Annotated in this window: 20 protein-coding genes; 7 read left to right on the top strand and 13 right to left on the bottom strand. The window is 37.3% G+C overall.

From position 1 onward, the window contains the following. Positions 1 to 289: 289 nt before the first annotated feature. Both BMY13_RS19605 and BMY13_RS17535 read right to left on the bottom strand, forming a co-directional pair. Positions 290 to 448: a hypothetical protein gene (locus tag BMY13_RS19605; protein ID WP_175476864.1), complete on the bottom strand. Its 159-nt coding sequence runs from the start codon at positions 446 to 448 to the stop codon at positions 290 to 292. A gap of 287 nt (positions 449 to 735) precedes the next feature. Beyond that, positions 736 to 1,143: a hypothetical protein gene (locus BMY13_RS17535; protein WP_092506222.1), complete on the bottom strand. Its 408-nt coding sequence runs from the start codon at positions 1,141 to 1,143 to the stop codon at positions 736 to 738. Positions 1,144 to 1,244: 101 nt separating this feature from the next. Between BMY13_RS17535 and BMY13_RS17530 the strand changes: the two genes are divergently transcribed. Beyond that, the gene (locus BMY13_RS17530) at positions 1,245 to 2,120 is read left to right on the top strand and encodes an AAA family ATPase (RefSeq protein ID WP_092493878.1); all 876 of its coding nucleotides are present in this window, start codon (positions 1,245 to 1,247) and stop codon (positions 2,118 to 2,120) included. A gap of 44 nt (positions 2,121 to 2,164) precedes the next feature. Then, positions 2,165 to 4,090, top strand: a complete 1,926-nt coding sequence (locus BMY13_RS17525; RefSeq protein WP_092506220.1) for a vWA domain-containing protein — start codon at positions 2,165 to 2,167, stop codon at positions 4,088 to 4,090. A 109-nt stretch (positions 4,091 to 4,199) separates the two neighbouring features. Here BMY13_RS17525 and BMY13_RS17520 read toward each other — a convergent pair whose 3' ends face one another. Then, complete coding sequence (locus tag BMY13_RS17520; RefSeq protein WP_092506218.1) at positions 4,200 to 5,975, bottom strand: Xaa-Pro dipeptidyl-peptidase; 1,776 nt, start codon at positions 5,973 to 5,975, stop codon at positions 4,200 to 4,202. A 219-nt stretch (positions 5,976 to 6,194) separates the two neighbouring features. Here BMY13_RS17520 and BMY13_RS19600 point away from each other — a divergent pair, with 219 nt between their 5' ends. The 3 genes from BMY13_RS19600 (at position 6,195) to BMY13_RS17510 (ending at position 7,997) form a co-directional block, all read left to right on the top strand. After that, the gene (locus BMY13_RS19600; protein ID WP_175476863.1) at positions 6,195 to 6,350 is read left to right on the top strand and encodes a hypothetical protein; all 156 of its coding nucleotides are present in this window, start codon (positions 6,195 to 6,197) and stop codon (positions 6,348 to 6,350) included. A gap of 58 nt (positions 6,351 to 6,408) precedes the next feature. Beyond that, positions 6,409 to 6,774, top strand: coding sequence for a DUF1360 domain-containing protein (locus tag BMY13_RS17515; RefSeq protein ID WP_092506216.1), 366 nt, complete (start codon positions 6,409 to 6,411; stop codon positions 6,772 to 6,774). Between the two features lie 176 nt (positions 6,775 to 6,950). Beyond that, on the top strand, positions 6,951 to 7,997 hold the full coding sequence (locus BMY13_RS17510) for an FUSC family protein (RefSeq protein WP_092493874.1): 1,047 nt from the start codon (positions 6,951 to 6,953) through the stop codon (positions 7,995 to 7,997). A gap of 51 nt (positions 7,998 to 8,048) precedes the next feature. On the opposite strand, the gene BMY13_RS19595 is transcribed toward BMY13_RS17510, so the two are convergent. From BMY13_RS19595 to sspO, 8 genes are all read right to left on the bottom strand, one after another. After that, complete coding sequence (locus BMY13_RS19595) at positions 8,049 to 8,192, bottom strand: hypothetical protein (protein WP_175476862.1); 144 nt, start codon at positions 8,190 to 8,192, stop codon at positions 8,049 to 8,051. A 128-nt stretch (positions 8,193 to 8,320) separates the two neighbouring features. Continuing rightward, positions 8,321 to 9,229 (bottom strand): homoserine O-acetyltransferase MetA, encoded by a 909-nt coding sequence (gene metA, locus BMY13_RS17505; protein ID WP_092506214.1) that lies wholly within the window; start codon positions 9,227 to 9,229, stop codon positions 8,321 to 8,323. A 453-nt stretch (positions 9,230 to 9,682) separates the two neighbouring features. Further along, the gene (locus tag BMY13_RS17500) at positions 9,683 to 9,985 is read right to left on the bottom strand and encodes a DUF3892 domain-containing protein (protein ID WP_092506212.1); all 303 of its coding nucleotides are present in this window, start codon (positions 9,983 to 9,985) and stop codon (positions 9,683 to 9,685) included. Between the two features lie 23 nt (positions 9,986 to 10,008). Next, positions 10,009 to 11,193: a peptidase gene (locus tag BMY13_RS17495; RefSeq protein WP_092506210.1), complete on the bottom strand. Its 1,185-nt coding sequence runs from the start codon at positions 11,191 to 11,193 to the stop codon at positions 10,009 to 10,011. A 169-nt stretch (positions 11,194 to 11,362) separates the two neighbouring features. Then, positions 11,363 to 12,553 carry an HD-GYP domain-containing protein gene (locus tag BMY13_RS17490; RefSeq protein WP_092506208.1) on the bottom strand — a complete coding sequence of 397 codons (1,191 nt, stop codon included), beginning with the start codon at positions 12,551 to 12,553 and terminating at the stop codon, positions 11,363 to 11,365. Between the two features lie 247 nt (positions 12,554 to 12,800). Beyond that, the gene (locus BMY13_RS17485) at positions 12,801 to 14,015 is read right to left on the bottom strand and encodes an EAL domain-containing protein (protein ID WP_092506206.1); all 1,215 of its coding nucleotides are present in this window, start codon (positions 14,013 to 14,015) and stop codon (positions 12,801 to 12,803) included. A gap of 238 nt (positions 14,016 to 14,253) precedes the next feature. Beyond that, positions 14,254 to 14,913 (bottom strand): reverse transcriptase-like protein, encoded by a 660-nt coding sequence (locus tag BMY13_RS17480; RefSeq protein WP_092493868.1) that lies wholly within the window; start codon positions 14,911 to 14,913, stop codon positions 14,254 to 14,256. A gap of 61 nt (positions 14,914 to 14,974) precedes the next feature. Continuing rightward, positions 14,975 to 15,124, bottom strand: coding sequence for a small acid-soluble spore protein O (gene sspO / locus BMY13_RS17475; protein WP_092506204.1), 150 nt, complete (start codon positions 15,122 to 15,124; stop codon positions 14,975 to 14,977). 198 nt (positions 15,125 to 15,322) lie between these two features. On the opposite strand from sspO, the gene BMY13_RS17470 reads away from it, so the two are divergent. Next, positions 15,323 to 16,162, top strand: a complete 840-nt coding sequence (locus BMY13_RS17470; RefSeq protein ID WP_092506202.1) for a YitT family protein — start codon at positions 15,323 to 15,325, stop codon at positions 16,160 to 16,162. A 45-nt stretch (positions 16,163 to 16,207) separates the two neighbouring features. On the opposite strand, the gene BMY13_RS17465 is transcribed toward BMY13_RS17470, so the two are convergent. Beyond that, positions 16,208 to 17,131 (bottom strand): MBL fold metallo-hydrolase, encoded by a 924-nt coding sequence (locus BMY13_RS17465; protein WP_092506200.1) that lies wholly within the window; start codon positions 17,129 to 17,131, stop codon positions 16,208 to 16,210. A 248-nt stretch (positions 17,132 to 17,379) separates the two neighbouring features. On the opposite strand from BMY13_RS17465, the gene BMY13_RS17460 reads away from it, so the two are divergent. Beyond that, complete coding sequence (locus tag BMY13_RS17460; RefSeq protein WP_092493864.1) at positions 17,380 to 17,865, top strand: ferritin-like domain-containing protein; 486 nt, start codon at positions 17,380 to 17,382, stop codon at positions 17,863 to 17,865. Positions 17,866 to 18,207: 342 nt separating this feature from the next. On the opposite strand, the gene BMY13_RS17455 is transcribed toward BMY13_RS17460, so the two are convergent. Beyond that, the gene (locus BMY13_RS17455; RefSeq protein WP_092506198.1) at positions 18,208 to 18,648 is read right to left on the bottom strand and encodes a GNAT family N-acetyltransferase; all 441 of its coding nucleotides are present in this window, start codon (positions 18,646 to 18,648) and stop codon (positions 18,208 to 18,210) included. Positions 18,649 to 18,657: the final 9 nt, after the last annotated feature.

The raw sequence follows: 18,657 nt of genomic DNA, 5'->3' as shown, positions 1-18,657 counted from the left end.
AAGGCGTCGGCTGGATATTATATCCCCGGCACTTTTTTTGGCAGTTAAGAAAGTATAAATACTTTCTTACTGCATAAGTGCAACTAAGGCACTCGCCATTAAGGCTTGGCGAATGCCAAGTTTTCTAATTCCGATTATCTTTTCAGTTTGTGAACTTCGGCGGGGTAATGTGAACTTCGAGCAGCCTATTTGTGAACTTCAGCGAAATCAGTGTGAACTTCAGCATTGCGCGGCAAATGCACTTCAACACGAGTTAAAAGAGCATGCCACTATGGACATGCTCTCCCATTTATCGCTTTCTCTTGTTTCTTTTATTTTCCTGATTTAGAAATTCGGTGTCTTCTGCAATCTCTGTTTCATTCTTCTCGCGCTTCGGTTCTGTATCATACTTCAATACATTCTGCTGCTTACCTGTATCCCGATTGTGGTTTTTATTTTGTTCTGACATGTAATTAACCTCCTGCTGGTTATCTTGGCGGCCGGTTTTGCCGATATTTTTTATCATCCTTCATATCGTTTAACTCTTCCTTGCTCTTGTTCTTCTTCTTCTTGCCCTTACTCAAAATAAATCCCTCCTTTATTTGGCAGTTAAGAAAAGTATAAATACTTTTTTACTGCATAAGTGCAACTTAGGCTTTCGCCATAAAGACTTGGCGATAAGCCAAGTTTTCTAATTAGTTTTAACAAATCATTCGTTTTAATACTCCTGACAAAAGCTTACACTGGAATAGAAACTTAACTGTTATTATCCCTTTCCTCCAGAACATCCTTAATTATCTCAATATGTAACGCAGCCCATGCTTTTTCTTTAAAATGAAAAAAGGCGCTCACTGTTAGTAAGATCAAGTATATTGTAATGAAAATAGCCCAAATTAAAATACCATCCTTAAATAAAAAGTCTTGAATTTTGTCAGAAAATAGAAATAAAAGCCAGGGAATAGCCGTGACAAATATAGGAATAATACCTGTTCCGTTTTGCTCTTTTACCATGCGATAATAAATTAATCTGAGGGTTTCGCTTTCAAGGGATTCATAAAACGATTTTATTTCAGCAGCTTCTTTGAGATCCTTATTCGAATGTATATCCTTCAGTTTCTTTAAAGTCAGGAATAACTTATGCGCATCGCCACGAAAAGAAAACATACAAACCCTCCTCTATTGGGACATAGGGACAGGTCCCTCGTCCCGCAATCTTTGTCAACTCCTCCGATAAGGTTTAAACTATCCTTGAAAGGAGTTTATCAATGCACACAAACTACAATCTTCCCAAAGATATTACTAATATACTTAATACTAACCAACGAACGGATGATAATACATTTCAGGAATTAATCCGACAAGGCGGCTATGTGCCACCTCATACAGATTTACTAATTGATGCGATTTCAGCACTAAGCATGGGGAAAAATATTTTACTGAAAGGTCCTACTGGGGCTGGAAAAACAAAGTTCGCTGAAACGCTGTCAAACTTATTCCACCAGCCAATGTTTAATGTCAATTGCTCAGTCGATCTAGATGCAGAAAGCTTAATGGGTTTTAAAACCCTGGCATATGAGGACGGAAAACAAGTAATTGATTTCGTACCAGGTCCAGTAACGAGCGCAATGAATGGTGGAACCTTCCTCTACATTGATGAAGTCAATATGGCGAAACCCGAAACATTACCGCTAATTAATGGTGTACTTGACTATCGAAGAACCGTGACGAATCCATTCACTAACGAAATCATAACTGCCGAAGAAGGCTTTAATGTTATTGCTGCGATAAACGAAGGCTATGTTGGTACCGTCCCATTAAATGAAGCGTTGAAAAACCGATTTATTGTCATTGATGTTCCATATCTTGAAGGTGAACAATTAAAGGAATTGATTCAATCAAACACAAGGCTAACCAACAACACAATAATTGACTTATTTGTCACGTTGTCCAGCGATTTGATTCGTTCAGTTGCTCAAGGGAAATTATCCGAAGAAGCAGCGTCCATCCGTGCTTTGCTTGATGCCTGTGATCTGAGTTCGATTATCCCGCCGAAACGCGCTATTTTAAGGTCAATCGTGGATAAACTGGAAGAAGAACGTGAGAAAGAATTCGTGAAAAATTTAGCAGACACCCTATTTTAATAGGAAAATTAATTCCACAAACAGATGAGAAAGGAGGATACTAAATGAAATATAACCGTTGGGATGATTCCAAGATAGATACCGATCTTTATTTGCAATTACAGGACCTATCCACCATATTATCGGATAATCCGGACTTAAAATTCAACTATAAGTATGGTTCGTTTATTGACCTCACGAATGGTAATGTTACAGGCAGTCATTTGTGGGATATTAGCAATCAAGAAATTAAGGAACAGGGTTATAAAACGGATGTGTTTTTGCGGACAATTGGAACACTGCATTATTCACAAGTCCCCTTTATGAAAGAATATCTTGAAAAAATAAACGAATCAGGCATGCCGAATTTCGCTGCTCAACTTATTACATTACTGGAAGATATACGATTGGAAGAAATCATAACCAAAATAAGACCAGGCACAAAAAGAGACTTTGCCGTCCGAAGAAAACACCTGAAGCACTACTTTGAAACACAATTAGGAACCAACGTAACAAGAAATCATTCACTTGATGAATTATTTTGTCTTATCTACCTGTTGATTCAAACAGATCAGCCGGACCCAAATTTTCCTAAAGCGAATAAGCAGCAGCTTAGCAACCTGGATAAACTTAAACCGCATATCTATGCCTCGTTTGAAGCAAAAAATATGGAAGACATTACAGCTATTGCCGAACAAATGGTTTTGCAAATAGAAGATGATTATAAAGACATGATAAATGTCTATTTTTCTTTTCCGATTTCACATATTGAAAAGTATGAAAAGAATACATTATTCGATGAATTAACCCGGACAGATGACATACCAAACGATGAAAAAGAAGATATCGATGAAGAAAATAATGAGACTATGGATGAACAATTACCCTCCTGGCACCAGGAAAATGAAAACAGTGACAGGAAACAAAACTTCCTTCAATTTGAATTAGAATCTGGCACGAAGACAAGTATCATGGGCAGTGGAGCAAGAGAAACTGAGGATGCTGATCAAGCCATGGGTACAATTCAAGGTGCTTCAGGGACTAGTGATAATAACGACTACTCAAAAGTCGATTCACTTGAAAAACAAAGCTCCAACAAAGGAAAGCATTCGAATGACAACGATCTAAACTATGGCGAGGAAAATAAAAATGCAGTAGCAATTGTCGAAAAAGCTAACGCCCCATCGAAGGAAGAACATCTAGCCTACGAGAATGCTGTTGAAACGATTGAAGCTTACAAACGCAAGCTTGCGACCACCATTGAAAAAGTACTCGAACACAAAATGAATGCACCTCGGAAAGATTTAATCATTGGCCGATTATCAAAAAAACTGTTGCCCGTTATTATTGACGAAAACCCAAGGGTATTTTACAAAAAAAGCCAGGAATCCAAAGACATCGATGCTATTTTCACCCTGCTTGTCGACTGTTCCGCTTCCATGCATAATAAAATGGACGAAACAAAACGTGGCGTAGTTCTGTTTCACGAAGTATTAAAACAACTCAAGATCCCCCACTCCATCGTTGGATTCTGGGAGGATGCAAATGACGTAAAGGAAAACTATCAGCCAAATTATTTTCACGAGATTCATTCCTACACAGATTCCCTTTATCAAAACAACGGAGCAAGAATTATGCAGCTTGAGCCACAAGAAGATAACCGGGATGGTTTTAGCATACGTGTTATTACAAAGGAATTAGCAGCCAGAAGAGAAAAGAATAAATTTCTGCTCGTATTCTCAGACGGCGAACCAGCTGCAGCCAATTATGATCAGAATGGAATCATTGACACAAATCTGGCTGTGTCTGAAGCACGCAAAAAAGGAATAGATGTCATCGGAATGTTCTTAGCAGACGGAGAAATCGACGAAAGAGAAGATTTAACAATGAAGAATATCTATGGAAAAGAACGCCTAATGATCCCAAGCGTCGACGAACTCCCAGAACACTTCGCCCCACTCCTGAAAAAACTGCTATTGCGGACAATCTAACCGGGACAATGGGGTCAGGTCCCTTGTCCCAGCTCTCCCTTTAGTGGGCTTCCTACCCACTGAAATAGCAAAAGCGATCACCTGTTTAGGATGATCGCTTTTCCTCTTTTCATCGCAGCTCTTTTATATCACCTACTAATGGAAGCGTCACATGGCTGCGCTCGGGATCAATGGAAATTGTCGTTCCAGATTCAGGACGTATCGTATATCTATTATCACTGGAAATAATAACGATACCAATTTGATGCCCAGCTTCAAACTGGTAATCATCTGGTTGCATATCCCAGTCAAAAGTGTATTGACGGTTTGGAACGAGTGCCTTTGATTTAGACATCGTGTTGATATTTTGCGGATCCATCCATCCACGCGTAACAATTTTAGCACCATCTGGTCCATAATCAACAAGCAACCCTGTTAAATTAGCAGTCGGCTGATCGATGCTGGCACGAATAGATACATTTGGTGTACCGCTCATACGATAGGCCCCCGTTAATTCCTCGCTCAAATAAGCTTGGCGATTTGGTAATTCCATTAAAGGATTTTGAACTAATTCACTAGATTCTATTAGCGCATTATCTATTAAACTATCTACTTCTTTATTTTTATTTGGCACAGGTTGAACACTTAAACCACTTGCATCATTACTGCCAGCGGTAAAATGCAGTTTCGTATCAGTCGCATCAGCATTTGGCCATGCTTGTGTTGTCTCCCATGAATCATCTTCACGTTGGATATCAACAACTGGCTCATCCATTATTCCGTTATCTATATCGTATAACCAATGATCAAACCATTTATTTAGTGTTTTTAACCACTCTTCATTTCGGAAGTAGTATGGACTGGAGTGCCCGCCTTGATGCAGCCATAACTTTCTTGGAACATTATACTGCTTTAATTCATCCCACCATTGTGAGAACTGCTGTGTTTTTACATTCCAATCATTTAAGCCATGGACAACAAAAACACTAGCTTCAATATCTTTAACATCATTCAAATAATTCCGTGCGTCCCAGAATTCGTTATAATCCCCGGTTTCTCGTTCCTGATCATCCTCAATTTGATTCATTAAATCTGAACAGACTTCCGGATTATCACGAGTAAGTACTGCTTTTCCTAATACATCAGCGTCCTCACCTTGATAACCTCCTGGAGCAACAACAGCCCCATTGGAACGATAATAATCATACCAGCTGCTAATCGCACCAATTGGAACAATGGTTTTTAATCCTTCCACGCCAGTAGTTGCAACGCCGTTTGGCAATGTGCCGTTATAGGATACACCCGTCATACCAACATTCCCCGTTGACCAATCAGCAGATACTGCTTGTCCATCTTCCGTAAATGCATCTGCCCGGCCATTTAGCCAATCAATGACAGCCTCCGTAGCACGAATCTCCCGTTCATCCCCAACAGTAGGACAACCATCAGAAAGACCACTGCCAATACTCTCAGCAAGGACTACAGCATATCCTCGCGGGACAAAATAATCGTCATAATAGCCAGGTAAATCTGCAGCATAAGGTTTACCATGCCCATTTCTTTCTACTGGATTTAATTCGACATCTACGTCATGAAAATCCAGTGAAGAAAGTCCGGCGCGATAGGGACTCATTTCAAAAATAACTGGTACTTCCAACCCTTCCTCCGTTTCTTTCGGACGTATAATCTCAGCATGAACTCTGTCATTTTGTCCATCGCCATCACTATCAACTGTTGTTTCAATATAAACGGTTTCACGTACTGCATCCTCCTTGGAGAATACTTCTTGTGTAACCCCGTCTTCAACCTTAATTTGTGGTTCTGCGTCTGGATTCGCTGGTTCAGCAGCAACGTTCATGCCAAAAACACTTAGTAAACATACGGTGAAAAACAATATTTTTTTCATCTTCTGTTTCCTCCTCCTTAATATGACAATTAATTTAACACAATTCGCAGGAAAATTTTGTCGATTATTGGAGAAAGATTGAAAGATAAAACTATTATCCTATTATAGTGTTTATTACCCAGTCACTTCTGATTTTACTGTTATAAAAAGATATAAATTTGGAAAACTAAACTTGATATCCAGAAATAAAATACATTTCATTTAGGAGGATGTATCTCAATGAATGATAATAAATTAAACGATAAACCGGTAAAAGAACAATTTGGCAAAGTTAAACCATATCAGGAAACGAACGAGGAAATTGCAAAAAACGATAAGTTAAAACAGAAACAACCAACTCCCAAACCAGATGACTTTGAAGAAATTGAGTATTAAAATGGTCGCCTTTACAGGGTAAACGAATATAATGTACTAATGGAGAGGGTCTGGTTAAATGGAAATTTCTTGGATCTCATTTGTGATGATTATACTCGCCAGTTACCGCCTAACACACTTAATCGTATTTGATAAAATAACCGAATTTATCCGGAAACCTTTTTTAACGGAGAAAAAGATTTCCGCTAACGAATCAAAAGAGGTGCCAAAATCGAAAATTGGTTACCTATTAACCTGCTATTGGTGTGCCGGGATTTGGTGCGCCACATTCTTAGCGGTGATTTTTTTGTGGATTCCCTTTATTGCTAAATATCTCATCTTTATATTGGCTATTGCTGGTGGCCAGGCAATATTAGAATCGTTTGTTGGAGTAAACATAAAACAAACAGCCCTGTATACAGAAGAAACGAAAGAATTGAAATGAGAAATAAAGACTATATGCATTTCGTTTGGCAGGTCATTCCAGGACATAATCCTGGAATGACCCTTTCTTAGTTTAAAGAAGCTTCTTCTGTCATTACATACACTTATTCCATAGGTCTGTCCCTAAGTCCCCCGCATATAAATAACAATATACGTTATATTTCAGGGGTGCTAAACATGGAATTCAATATCGGCCCACGCATGGTGAAAACTGGCCTTGCAGTTGTATTAACTTTACTGATCACAGGTATGCTAGAACTTGACTTGGAAATTGTGGCGGCGATCGCTGCTGTTCTGGCTATGCAGCCCTCCATTATGCGGTCTTACAATTATATTAAAGAGGTTATTGTTTCCAATGGGGTTGGGCTTGCGTTTGCTTTGCTGGGGACTTTTCTGCTCGGACATCATCCACTTTCAGTTGGTTTAATCGTTATCATATCCATTGCAGTTAACGTTAGGCTTGGTTTGCATAAAACTGTAAGCTTAACGGTCTTAACCATCATCGCATTGATGCTCGGAAACGAAAATGGGTTAAGCATTATGTATGTTATAGATCGTTTATCACTGGTTACAATTGGGGTGTTTTCTGCCTTTATCATTAACATGATTGTTTTTCCACCGGATCATCAGAAGAATTTATTCAGCCTGATTAAAAGTGCCAGCGAAAAAACAAACTTCCTATTGAGAGTACTACCGAATAAGACAATGAACATTCCTGAAATGAAAAAGGAAGACAGAGAAATTGAACAATTAATTAATGATGCAACAGAATATTATGACATTATATCTGACGAGAGAGGCCGTCTGTTCATTAAAAATCGGCGAAACTTTTACAGAAACGTTATCATTTATAAACATATGATTCGGATGCTAAGCAAAAAACAGACATTAATTCGCCAGTTAGAGAAAAACATCAACGAAATTGAGGCAATTCCAGACAATAAATCTAACGTGATAAAAAAACTGGTAAAAGAAATGAACAGCTACAGCGAAAATATATTGCTTTTATACGAAAATAAAATCATCCCCAATATAGATCTGCAGAAGGAAACCAAGACAGCGATGCAAATTACAGTCAATTATCTTGTCGAGGAACTGAAAGGGGCTGAGCTTGATAAATGGAATTTTGTTTTCCCCATTGCAAACAGTATTATTGAACTCTTTATCGAGTTGGATAAACTGGAAAGATTGGTGCGCATAATAGAATTGAAGAGAGAAAATTAGCGTATGATACCATGGACTGCCACTCCAGGGTACCATGCGCAACTTATGGGCTTATTTATTTTTCCGATTCATCTGTTTGTTTCCAGCAACTTTGTTAGAAGTATCTGCACTGCCTTGATTTTCATAATACTTAGCTTCTGGATTATATAATTTATTTTCATCAGCAAAATCTTTTTTGCTTTTACCTTTTGCCATATGAATTCACCTCCATATATTAGGTTGTGTAATATATTTAACGTTATTCCAATCAAAAAAACTGCAATCCTCACGGTAAAATGAGATTGCAGTTTTAACTATTTATATGACCGCTTTACCGAATGAAGTTAATCCCATTTAAACGGTGTTTCCTGATAGACATAGTAATTCAGCCAATTTGAGAAAAGTAAATGGCTATGTGAACGCCATATATTTGGTGGCTGTTCGTTGACATTATTGTTTGGATAATAGTTGGCTGGTATATCGATTTCCAGCCCTTTGTCAATATCACGTTCATATTCCTCAGCAAGAGCTGTTGCATTATATTCCAAATGGCCAGTAATCATAATATTTTTGGCATCTTTGGACATGATGATAAACGGTGCATCCTCTTCAGAAACGGACAAAAGTGTTAAGTCCGCATTCTTTTCAATCTCCTCCCTTGGAACATTCGTATACCTTGAATGTGGCGCATGGAAAATATCATCAAAACCGCGCACAAGATTAACAGTAGGATCGGATATGCGATGCTTAAAAATACCAAAGCTTTTCTTCGGCATCATAAATTTTTCGATCCCATAATGATAATACAGACTTGCCTGAGCTCCCCAGCATATATGTAGAGTTGAAGTGACATTTCTGTTCGCCCAATCCATAATTTCCTTTAGTTCTTCCCAGTAGGTTACGTCTTCAAATTCCAATGTTTCGATAGGCGCACCTGTAATAATCATTCCATCATAACGGCGATTTTTGACATCCTCAAAGGTTGTATAGAAGTTTTCCAGGTGGTGCCTGCTAACATGTTTTGACCGATGTGTTGCAGTCCTGAGAAAACTGATATTTACCTGAAGCGGCGTATTCCCCAGCAGTCGTAACAGCTGAAGTTCCGTTTTTTCCTTTTCAGGCATTAAATTTAAGATTAATATATTAAGAGGACGGATATCCTGTGTTTTGGCACGTGCTACATCCATAACAAAGATTTTCTCCTGCTTTAAAGAATCACTGGCAGGCAATTCTTTTGGAATATTAATTGGCATTTGACATCACTCCCCTTAAAAGATTCAGACATTTCTTCCATTATAGAATTCAATTAAATTGTTGGCAATCATTTTGAGGAATAAATTATGAAGGATAACTGATTTTAGTTCGATAACAGTTAAAAAGAAGATATCAAATGACGGGGGAATTATTGTGGAAGAATTGTATTGTTAAGCGTAACTTTTACTTTGTTCTTATACATCTATCATTAACTGGGCGATAAAACATCGTGTTTCTTCAAAAGAAAAATGTTCACCTTTATAATGAACAGCCCTGTTTTCAGCAGATTCTGACTAATAACTCGCATTACTTTTTGAAATCCTCGTTATACATGGAGTCAATAATTTCACTAGTAGACTTATACTTACCTTCTTTGATTGGCCATCAAATCAAAAACCGCAACCTCAGCTATACATTAGATTGCAGTTTCATCTTGTTCCTGAAAAATTTAATTAAAACGTATCCAGGTTATCCAAGTTATTCTCTTTCACACCATCCGGTTCACTTCGGATAATATCCCTGCCATACTTATGGAATACATCTACATGAGCTAGCTTACCTTCTTTTGCTTCACTAAGTGCCATCACATAATCAAGCTCTCTTCCACTTTCCGTTTTAAATGCGATGATATCACCATCATCATTTTTGCGAACAGCAACTATTTGTTCCTGAAATGGATCTGCTTCAGGTTGTGCTGGGGCTTTCGTCTGATTCTTATAATCATTATATACGTTTTCTAAATCTTTGTTATCCATAAAAACACCTCCAAAACTTATACTTAGTATGTTCTGGAGGTATTGGATTTATGCCAGGAATAAATCAGTAAGCCAAACACCACTAATGTTTGCCCAAGAAAAACAACCGCATCCCAAAAGTATGGGTTTCCACCAGGATGCAATAATTCAGGTAACGTTTGTGAATACGCATAATATGCTTGTGGTATAAAATAAATGATAAATATAGTAAACGTTAAAAGAACCCCACCTAAATAGAAAAAACTATACATACGAACAAATTTCGCTTCATCTTCAAACGTTTCAGTAGTGGAATCCTGCTTAATAAATGGGAGCCATTTGCTTAAGTATTGTCTCCCATTTTCCATCAAATTGTAACACCCTGTCAGATTTTCGCAAAGATAATATACATCTGTTTTCATATAAAAACAGCATTGGTAAATAGTTTTAATAAAAATATCAAGCACAACAATTCCCAGAATACCAATGAAGAGTGAACTAGCCTCCGGAAAAGACAGTTTTAGAGTGAACGCAATAAGAATCATAAGTTGGTCAAAACATATCCCAGCAAGATACAAAACATTTCGTTGTCTCGGTGGCAGCTTCCATGCTGGTGATAAGTCTGTCTGGAACACAACAAATAATAATCGGTGACCAACATCCAGCTTAGCTGGTAAGCCATGAGAACGAACAGCCAAGATATGACCAAATTCATGAATAACAATTAACATTAAACTAATGCCCATAAACGTTAAAATGTTAAATGTCATGGCGTCGAAAATAAATAAATCACGATATGTAGGCAGTAACTGCGGGTTTATGATTACAAGAAGGAAATTTAAGATGGTGATAGCCATAAAAAATTTCATTGTCACTTTATTAAAAAAGAATTGACCTATCTTAGGTGAAAGCCACGTAAACCCTCGAGGAGAATCATTATTTTTCATAATATGAAGCGTTTCACCATCAATTTCCTTAACAAGGCCAAGCTCTACAAGTTGTTCAGCAAATTCAACTAAATCCACTTCCTCCTCTGGATAGTGTGGTTCCAGGTTTTGCTCGATTTGATCTAATGTGAAACTTTTATTTATCAAATGGATGGCATCAATACAGATTTTAGGCATCTCAAAAAAATCGCCTGAAAGACTTTCTTCAACAATATAATGCTTCTTATCCCGTCGAATCGTTAGAGGATATAAGGTTAGTTGGGATTTCAAGGTTATTTTCATGTTCACACCACCACTGTTGAAAAGGAAAAATAGGATGCTAGTTTTCTAGCACCCCTTGAAAAATAAATCTTTGAATTGTATAAGATACTAACGTACGAACCAAGGACACCACCAGCATGTCACTTTAATTTTGTTAAGTTTACGGATTTTCATAGTAAATTCCCCCCCTTCAGTTCGTAGTAGCAGTCTCTTCCAGACTATCATCTTTATTATTATAGTTATTGTGATAATCTGCCCAAGAAGGAAATACATGCTCAAATAAATCTACTAATTCAGGATCAAACTGAGTACCTCTTCCGGCAATAATTTGGTTATAAGCTTCCTCCAAAGGTAATGCTGACCGATATGATCTAGAGGAAGTCATTGCATCGAATGCATCAGCAATTGCTGTCACTCTCGGTAGTAGATGTGTCTCTTTACCCTTTAAACCATCAGGATATCCTTTCCCATCCCAACGTTCATGATGATGATAGATAACATCAATGTTGTCAGCAATTCCTTCCACTTGTTGAACTGCATTCGCACCAACACTTGGATGAGTTTTAATTAAATCGAATTCTTCAGCTGTTAGTTTTTCTGGTTTAGTTAATATATAATCCGGAATATGGACCTTACCAATATCATGTAACAGACATGCATAGTAAAAAGATTTTAATTCATCGTCTTTAATTTCACCTGTTGCTTTAGCTAATTCCATTGCGTATTCAGCAACTCGTTCACTATGTCCCCGGGTATAGGGATCTTTAAGCTCCAAGGTTGCAATAATTCCTTTTACGATACCTTCCAACTGTTTATCATAGGAACTCTCTACGGCCGAAACATAGCTTAAAAAACGATTAAGAAGAATATAGGCGATCATTGCCAAAATACCTACCATAAGTAATGGCAGTATAACCAGAGGATCTTGTATAGCAAGTCCAACAACTATAAATTTTAATATAGTACCTAAAAACACTAGATTAAAGAACTTCTTGTTTACAAAGATTGGAGAAAAAAGCACTATAACTATTTCAATTACATTACCACTGCCATAAGGTGCATCATTCCCTGAGTAAACCCAAATATCATTTACAATATTAAATAGTGTAAAAGTTATAAAGTATATATATTTAATTGACCCAGGTTTATTATTTTTTATTAAATAATAGGATATTGGTAAAAGAACAAACATAACTAAATACATAATATAATTAAAACCATATGTTGGTAAACCTAGTCCTTCACTCCAAGGATTATCAGGTAATATGTAAAAATAAAAGACATCATAAACAAAATATATAATATAAAACAACCATAAAAACCATATAGTGGTTCGCTTTTCCTCAATCAATAAGGTAGAGTTTCTTAGTTGGTTCTGCATTTCGTAATCCTCTCTGAATCTAGTATTCCATCATTTATCAATTTTTTAATCTTTATTGACTAGTTACTTAGTAGTATAAGCGAAGTGTCGATATATGTAAATAATGGTAAGATATTAAAGGAATTCCACACAATAAAACAATATTTGTAACTATATGCCTATATTAACATAAAATAGTAAATCAAATTACTCCTTTCGCAATTTACCTCAAAAGTTTGTTGAGGTGGGTTCATCTACCAAACATCCTTTAAATCAGTAAAAATTCATTTTCATAGATGAAAGTATAGCCTATATCAATAAACAAAAAATGTTGATTGGTCAATGGGTAACTAAACGTACGGACCATTTCCCTTGTTTCAATATCCGAATAAATGTCGGAAAGCATTCCTTTTCTCCATGTTTTCATTTGCATCACATTTTCCAGGAAATAAGGTCGAAACGCCCAGTTTGAACCTTTTTCGTGTGATTCCTGCTCCCAAATTTCGTCCCTTTTTCGAAAGTTTGAAGATACTTGATGGCCATTACCATTACAAATAAACATACGAAAGCTTTCTTCATTAAATTGATCCGTAACATCCTGAATAAACATGTCTGCCTTATCAGGACCCTCCCATTTGGAAAGCAACTTTTTAATCTTTTCTTCCCATAACAAGACTAAGGTTAACCGTTGCTCTACCAATGATTTCTCACGCTGAATATATACATCAACTTCTTTTTCAAGATTTAACGAAAGTGAATCACTCGATGCGAAATCAAATTCTGGTTGCGCAAGATAATGTCCTTGATAATACCGCCCTCCGTGTTTCCAGGCAAAGTGAAGCTGAGAATCAACTTCAATATTTTCAAACAGCATAGCTGCCCCTATTCGGCGGGCCAGCATGGATAGTGAATGCATAATATCCTGAAAGCCTTCCGTGTTATAAGTACGAATGATTTTAGTATTTATTTTTAGAATATGAGGCTCAAGCTGTCGGATTCGGTCAATATTAGAGCTCTTGGCCCCCACGCGATCTATAGCAATTTTTATACCATAGGTTTTGTAATATTGAAGCAAATGACTTAGGGAATCCGCCTCTTCATCAAAGTCATTCTCTGTCACTTCTATAACAACTCTCTCCATAGAAAATCCTCTTTGCTCGAAGGTAAGCAGCGTTTCCAACAAACGCTCGCCATTATCTATCATTAATTGTTTGGCATTTCGGTTGATAAATAAATAACCTTCCTTATTTAAATCCAGCATTTTTGAAATTGCTATTTCTAATATGTACTGGTCAACTTCTACTTTGAATTCTTCTGGGACTTCGGTATCGTGAAAAAATGCGCCAAGACTTCTCCACTCATGACCATCGTGAAACCGGCCCAATACTTCATAACCAATCACATCATACCGAACAGCACTGATGATTGGCTGATAAACAGGCTTTACGTTATGTAGATTATCAACAATATCTAATGGATCCATGAGTCTGCCTCCCCCAAGTTACCCTTTCCTTACTTAATTCTACTCTAATTATAGAACTTTTTTAATCATTTTGATAATTATCTGCTGACAGATAGTTTTTATGCATTACTACTGATTAAGATACAATACTACATAGAAAGATTATTTGGAGGTTACTACAGGAAAATCATTTTCTATATACTTAATTCGAGTATATTTTGGTTGTTAATGGAAGAAGAACAAAATATGTAGAAATTAATTAAGCCTTCACTTCACTCGTACTCGTTATTTCAATTTCTTTTAACGCCTGGGATGCTAACTGGTCTGCCTCTTTATTTCCTTTTCTGGAAACTAGTTTGTATTCGGCATCAATCCCTAGCTGGCTGACATGACTTTCAATTCGATCAGCCCACTTGGCCAGTTCCTCTTCATAACATGGCCAATCCTCTTTCAACTGGTTAATGACAACCTGAGAATCTCCAATGAATGTAACAGGTAAATGATGGACACCTAAAAGCTCCAGTTCTTGTAATCCAAGATGCAACGCTGCATATTCTGCTTCATTGTTCGTTTCAAGCTCCTCGACAATAGCATTCTTCCTAAGCCGATATGACTTATTATTTTGCTCATAATAAATCGCACAGCCCAAGCCAGATTTATTAGTTTTCAGATCAAATCCACCATCAAAATAAATCGTCACATTATGAGGCTCCGTTTTGATTTCCTCCATCTGTTTCCTGAGTTCCTTCAGATTCCACCTATTTTCATGATTGTCGATAAACATTATGTTTTTCATTCGTCCTGTTTTTTCCAAATCTTCAGCTAATAACAGTGCTTTTTTGGCACGCATCTCCTCTGAACTGAATGTTGTTTCCGTTCCTTTTGGAGTCTTATAAGTTAATTCAAGTCTCACATTCATACCAATATCCCCTTTTTTAAAGAAATGAGGAATGTAGATTTAATACATCCCCCAAAAACTGCTATTGTCGTTTTTTCGTTTTCTTATTATTTTGTCGCTCAGCTTCAGTTAGCGGCTCATTCGCAAATTCATGGTCAAAATCCTTCGATAAGTCTTTTCTAACAGCCTGCTCATCGCTGACACCACTATCATTTTTCCTTCTTTTACCCATATAATACACCTCCACACATGTAGTTTGGCAACAATAAAGGCTTTATATGCAGGGACGTAAGGGACAGGTTCCTTGTCCCAGTAGAATGCGATTTTCCTATCAGTGTGAAATATAGCCGTTTTACGTTCAGTGTTTGTGGGAACATTAATGCATAGCGACGAAAACGAATCTTAGCCTTTAAATTAAGGAGAAAAAACTATGTCAAAACTCATTAGTGACATTTTATTAATTATTATTGGCTCCATGATCTACGCATTGGCTCTAACATTGTTAGTGATACCAAACCAATTAGCGGAAGGCGGCATACCCGGAGCATCGATTATTTTACACTACGCATTCGACTGGTCTCCCGGAATTGTGAATTTTGTTTTAACTTCAGTGATTTTACTAGTTGGGTACCGTGTATTACCTAGACGGACGGTTTTTCTATCAGTCTTAACAGCACCGCTTATTTCTTTCTTTATTTTCATATCTGAGGGAAAAGCTGAACCATTAGGCGACCCACTTGTCTCGGCAATTTTCGCCGGTTTTATTATTGGGATCGGTGCCGGGTTAATCTTTCGTACCGGCAGCTCCATGGGTGGGTCAAGTATTATCGCCCGAATGTTCCATTATAATTTAGGATGGGATTTAACTAGAACAAATTTCGCACTAGACTCATGTATCGTATTATCCGGCCTACTAGTAATCGGTCCACTGAATACCATGTACACCATTGTTTCTCTATTTGTTGGAAAAAAATCAACAGATCTCATAATGGAAGGTTTAGACACAAGAAAGGCAGTCAGCGTAATCTCTACCCAAGCATCGGTTTTAGCCGACGAAGTAATCAAAGAAATGAAAACAAGTGCAACCGTATTTAAAGGATATGGTGGTTATTTAAAAGAAGATAAAGATATGACGTATATCATTATCAATAAATTTCAATTGATGAGATTGAAGCGCATCATAAATTCTGTCGATGATCGAGCTTTTGTGGTTATCCATGACGTTCGCGACGTTTTTGGCGGCAGTTTTTCCTGGCCAACCAAAAAATAAACAAGGACTGGAACATTACCCCGAACTGGGACAATGAACCTGACCCTATTTTCCCTGAAACACGGCTACTCCATCAGAGATTTCTCGTTTTATTTTCCCAGCTGCTTCCAAATAGATTAGGCGTGTTAATATTGCCATAAATGGTGCAATTAATAAACCTTTATCACCATATACCTCCTGGCATAATTGATAAGCTGTTTTACTTTCATATTTTATCGATTCAAATACTTCCTGCAAACGGTGATTATGTCTGGATTTTAATCGGCTTATACGTTCACTGAAATTATAGATTAAATTGCCGTGGCCAGGCAGAGCTACAACTGGTTGATATTTTTTTATATAATCTAACGAATTGTAATAATCCTTCAGAATATTACCTTCTTCACCAGCCCATAATCCGATTACGGGAGAGATATCTCTTAACATATGATCACCGACAAACATGATTCCTTTCTCTTCGTTATATAAACAGAAATGATCCGGCGCATGTCCTGGTGTCCAAATAGGTTTATAGTAATCTTCTCCTATTTTGATTTGCTCATCTTCTTTAATCAGACCATCCGGGTCGAAATCATAAATGGAAGTATCCTCTTCCCCCTTCACAGGAAAGCCTGGACCACCATGTGTATTAAGTAGAAAGTTCAGTTTTTCTCTGGTTCCAGGAACACGGCGCTTTTCGACTTCCTTCATTCCTAATTCGAATATGTAAACAGGAACACCAAGATCCTGTTGAAACCATTTAGCAAGTCCAATATGATCCTGGTGGGTGTGCGTCAATACCACTTTTTCAATTTCAATACTGGATTCCAGCACCTTTTTCCATTCGTTCTTTGCTTCTCTTGTGTTTATGCCGGTATCAATAACCGTGTAACCCTTATCCCCTTTTACTAGATAACAATTAACATCATTTTTTCCAGAATTAAAATGGATGACTAGTTTATATATATTTTCAGTTACTTTTTCCAACATGTTACATTTCCCTTCTCTCTTAGAAAAACCCAGTTTACCACCATTCTTACTTATGCAGTATACTTTCTTAACTATCAAAAAACTTATAATAGTAATTTTAACTTCAGTTTTTTGAAATGCAAGAAGGAGGCTTGGCTTATCACCAAACAATCCTCAGACTTTTTATCCTACCATGCAGCGGTCACCCAATTATTTCAAACACATATAATATGAATGACTTATTTTAAGAAAATTGGAGGCTAGCATCCATGAATCCCTATTATTTTGACACAAACCATCCTTATCACTCTTATCGTCAAACTGCCGAAAGTTATGGTGCTAAAGGAGCTTTAAATGCTGCATCACTAACATTACCTGAGATGCTAACTTTTGCATTGCAGGACGAATTCCTAGCACAACAGAGATATCAGAATGTACTTTTAAACTTTGGATATGTGCGTACCTTTGCTCAAATTCAGGAGGCGGAACTGAGACACATTAATGCATTACTACCTCTCTTTAATCGATATCAGGTACCAGTACCGCAAGATATTTCAAGTATGTTCATTACGACACTGGAAACGATTAAAAATGCTTTTGCAGAAGGTGTTCAAGGAGAAGTCGACAATATCAATATGTACGAGAAATTTCTCGCACAGAATATCCCCTCTGATGTACGCATGGTATTCACACAACTGCGCAATGCATCATTGAACCATCTGGCTGCTTTTGAAAGAGGTTTAGCACGAGATTGATAGAGGACAGGAACCTTGTCCCACCAACCTGTCAAATTGTAACTATTGTAGTCTACCTAAACAGAAGAAGTAATCGCCCCAGCACCAATTGGTAAGCGATTACTTCTTATGCTACAATTTTATATTGGTCAACCGCTCTTTATGCGGTCTGTAGTTGTAGGTATCGAGTAGTTGAAGCTAATCGATACCTTATTCTTATTAAATATTTATACTGTCAATATAGACGAGGATTCTCCTGGGGCAAGAAATCTCTGCTTCTAAGAAAAACATCGGCCTGGAATCTGTGATAATACATAGAATCCTAATAGAACTAAAGACCTGTCCGGGACGATGAACCTGTCCCTATTGTCCCACAACCCTCTTAAACACATAACTTACCTTATCATAGTCCATTTTCTCTTCATAAAAGCGATGTGCGTCCTCCCGTTTCAACCCGGATGATAATGCGACACTTTCATAGCCGTTGTCCTTTGCCCATTTATGTACATATGAAAGCAACTTCTCACCATATCCGTTTGAACGATTGTTTTCGCTGGTAACTAAATCACAAACCCAAACAAAACGGCCATAATAAAGCGTAATCATTGGTTTGAATCCAGTGACTGCAACAATTCCCTCCTGGTCATACAATGCAAATAATCTGTACATATCTTTTTCCTGGGCCTCAGTAACTAATTCCAAGTAAGTTTTTTCATCCAAGTGAGTACGAAGCTGATTCATAACTGGAAATGCTTGAACAATCTCTTTGCGTGATATAAGTTCTTTAATTTTTAATGTGTCCACTTTTAAAAC

The organism is Virgibacillus subterraneus, assembly GCF_900110695.1.
In the GTDB taxonomy this organism is placed as follows: domain Bacteria; phylum Bacillota; class Bacilli; order Bacillales; family Amphibacillaceae; genus Lentibacillus; species Lentibacillus subterraneus.
The sequence above is the reverse complement of the archived record's forward strand: the minus strand, read 5'-3'. Positions and strand labels throughout refer to the sequence as shown.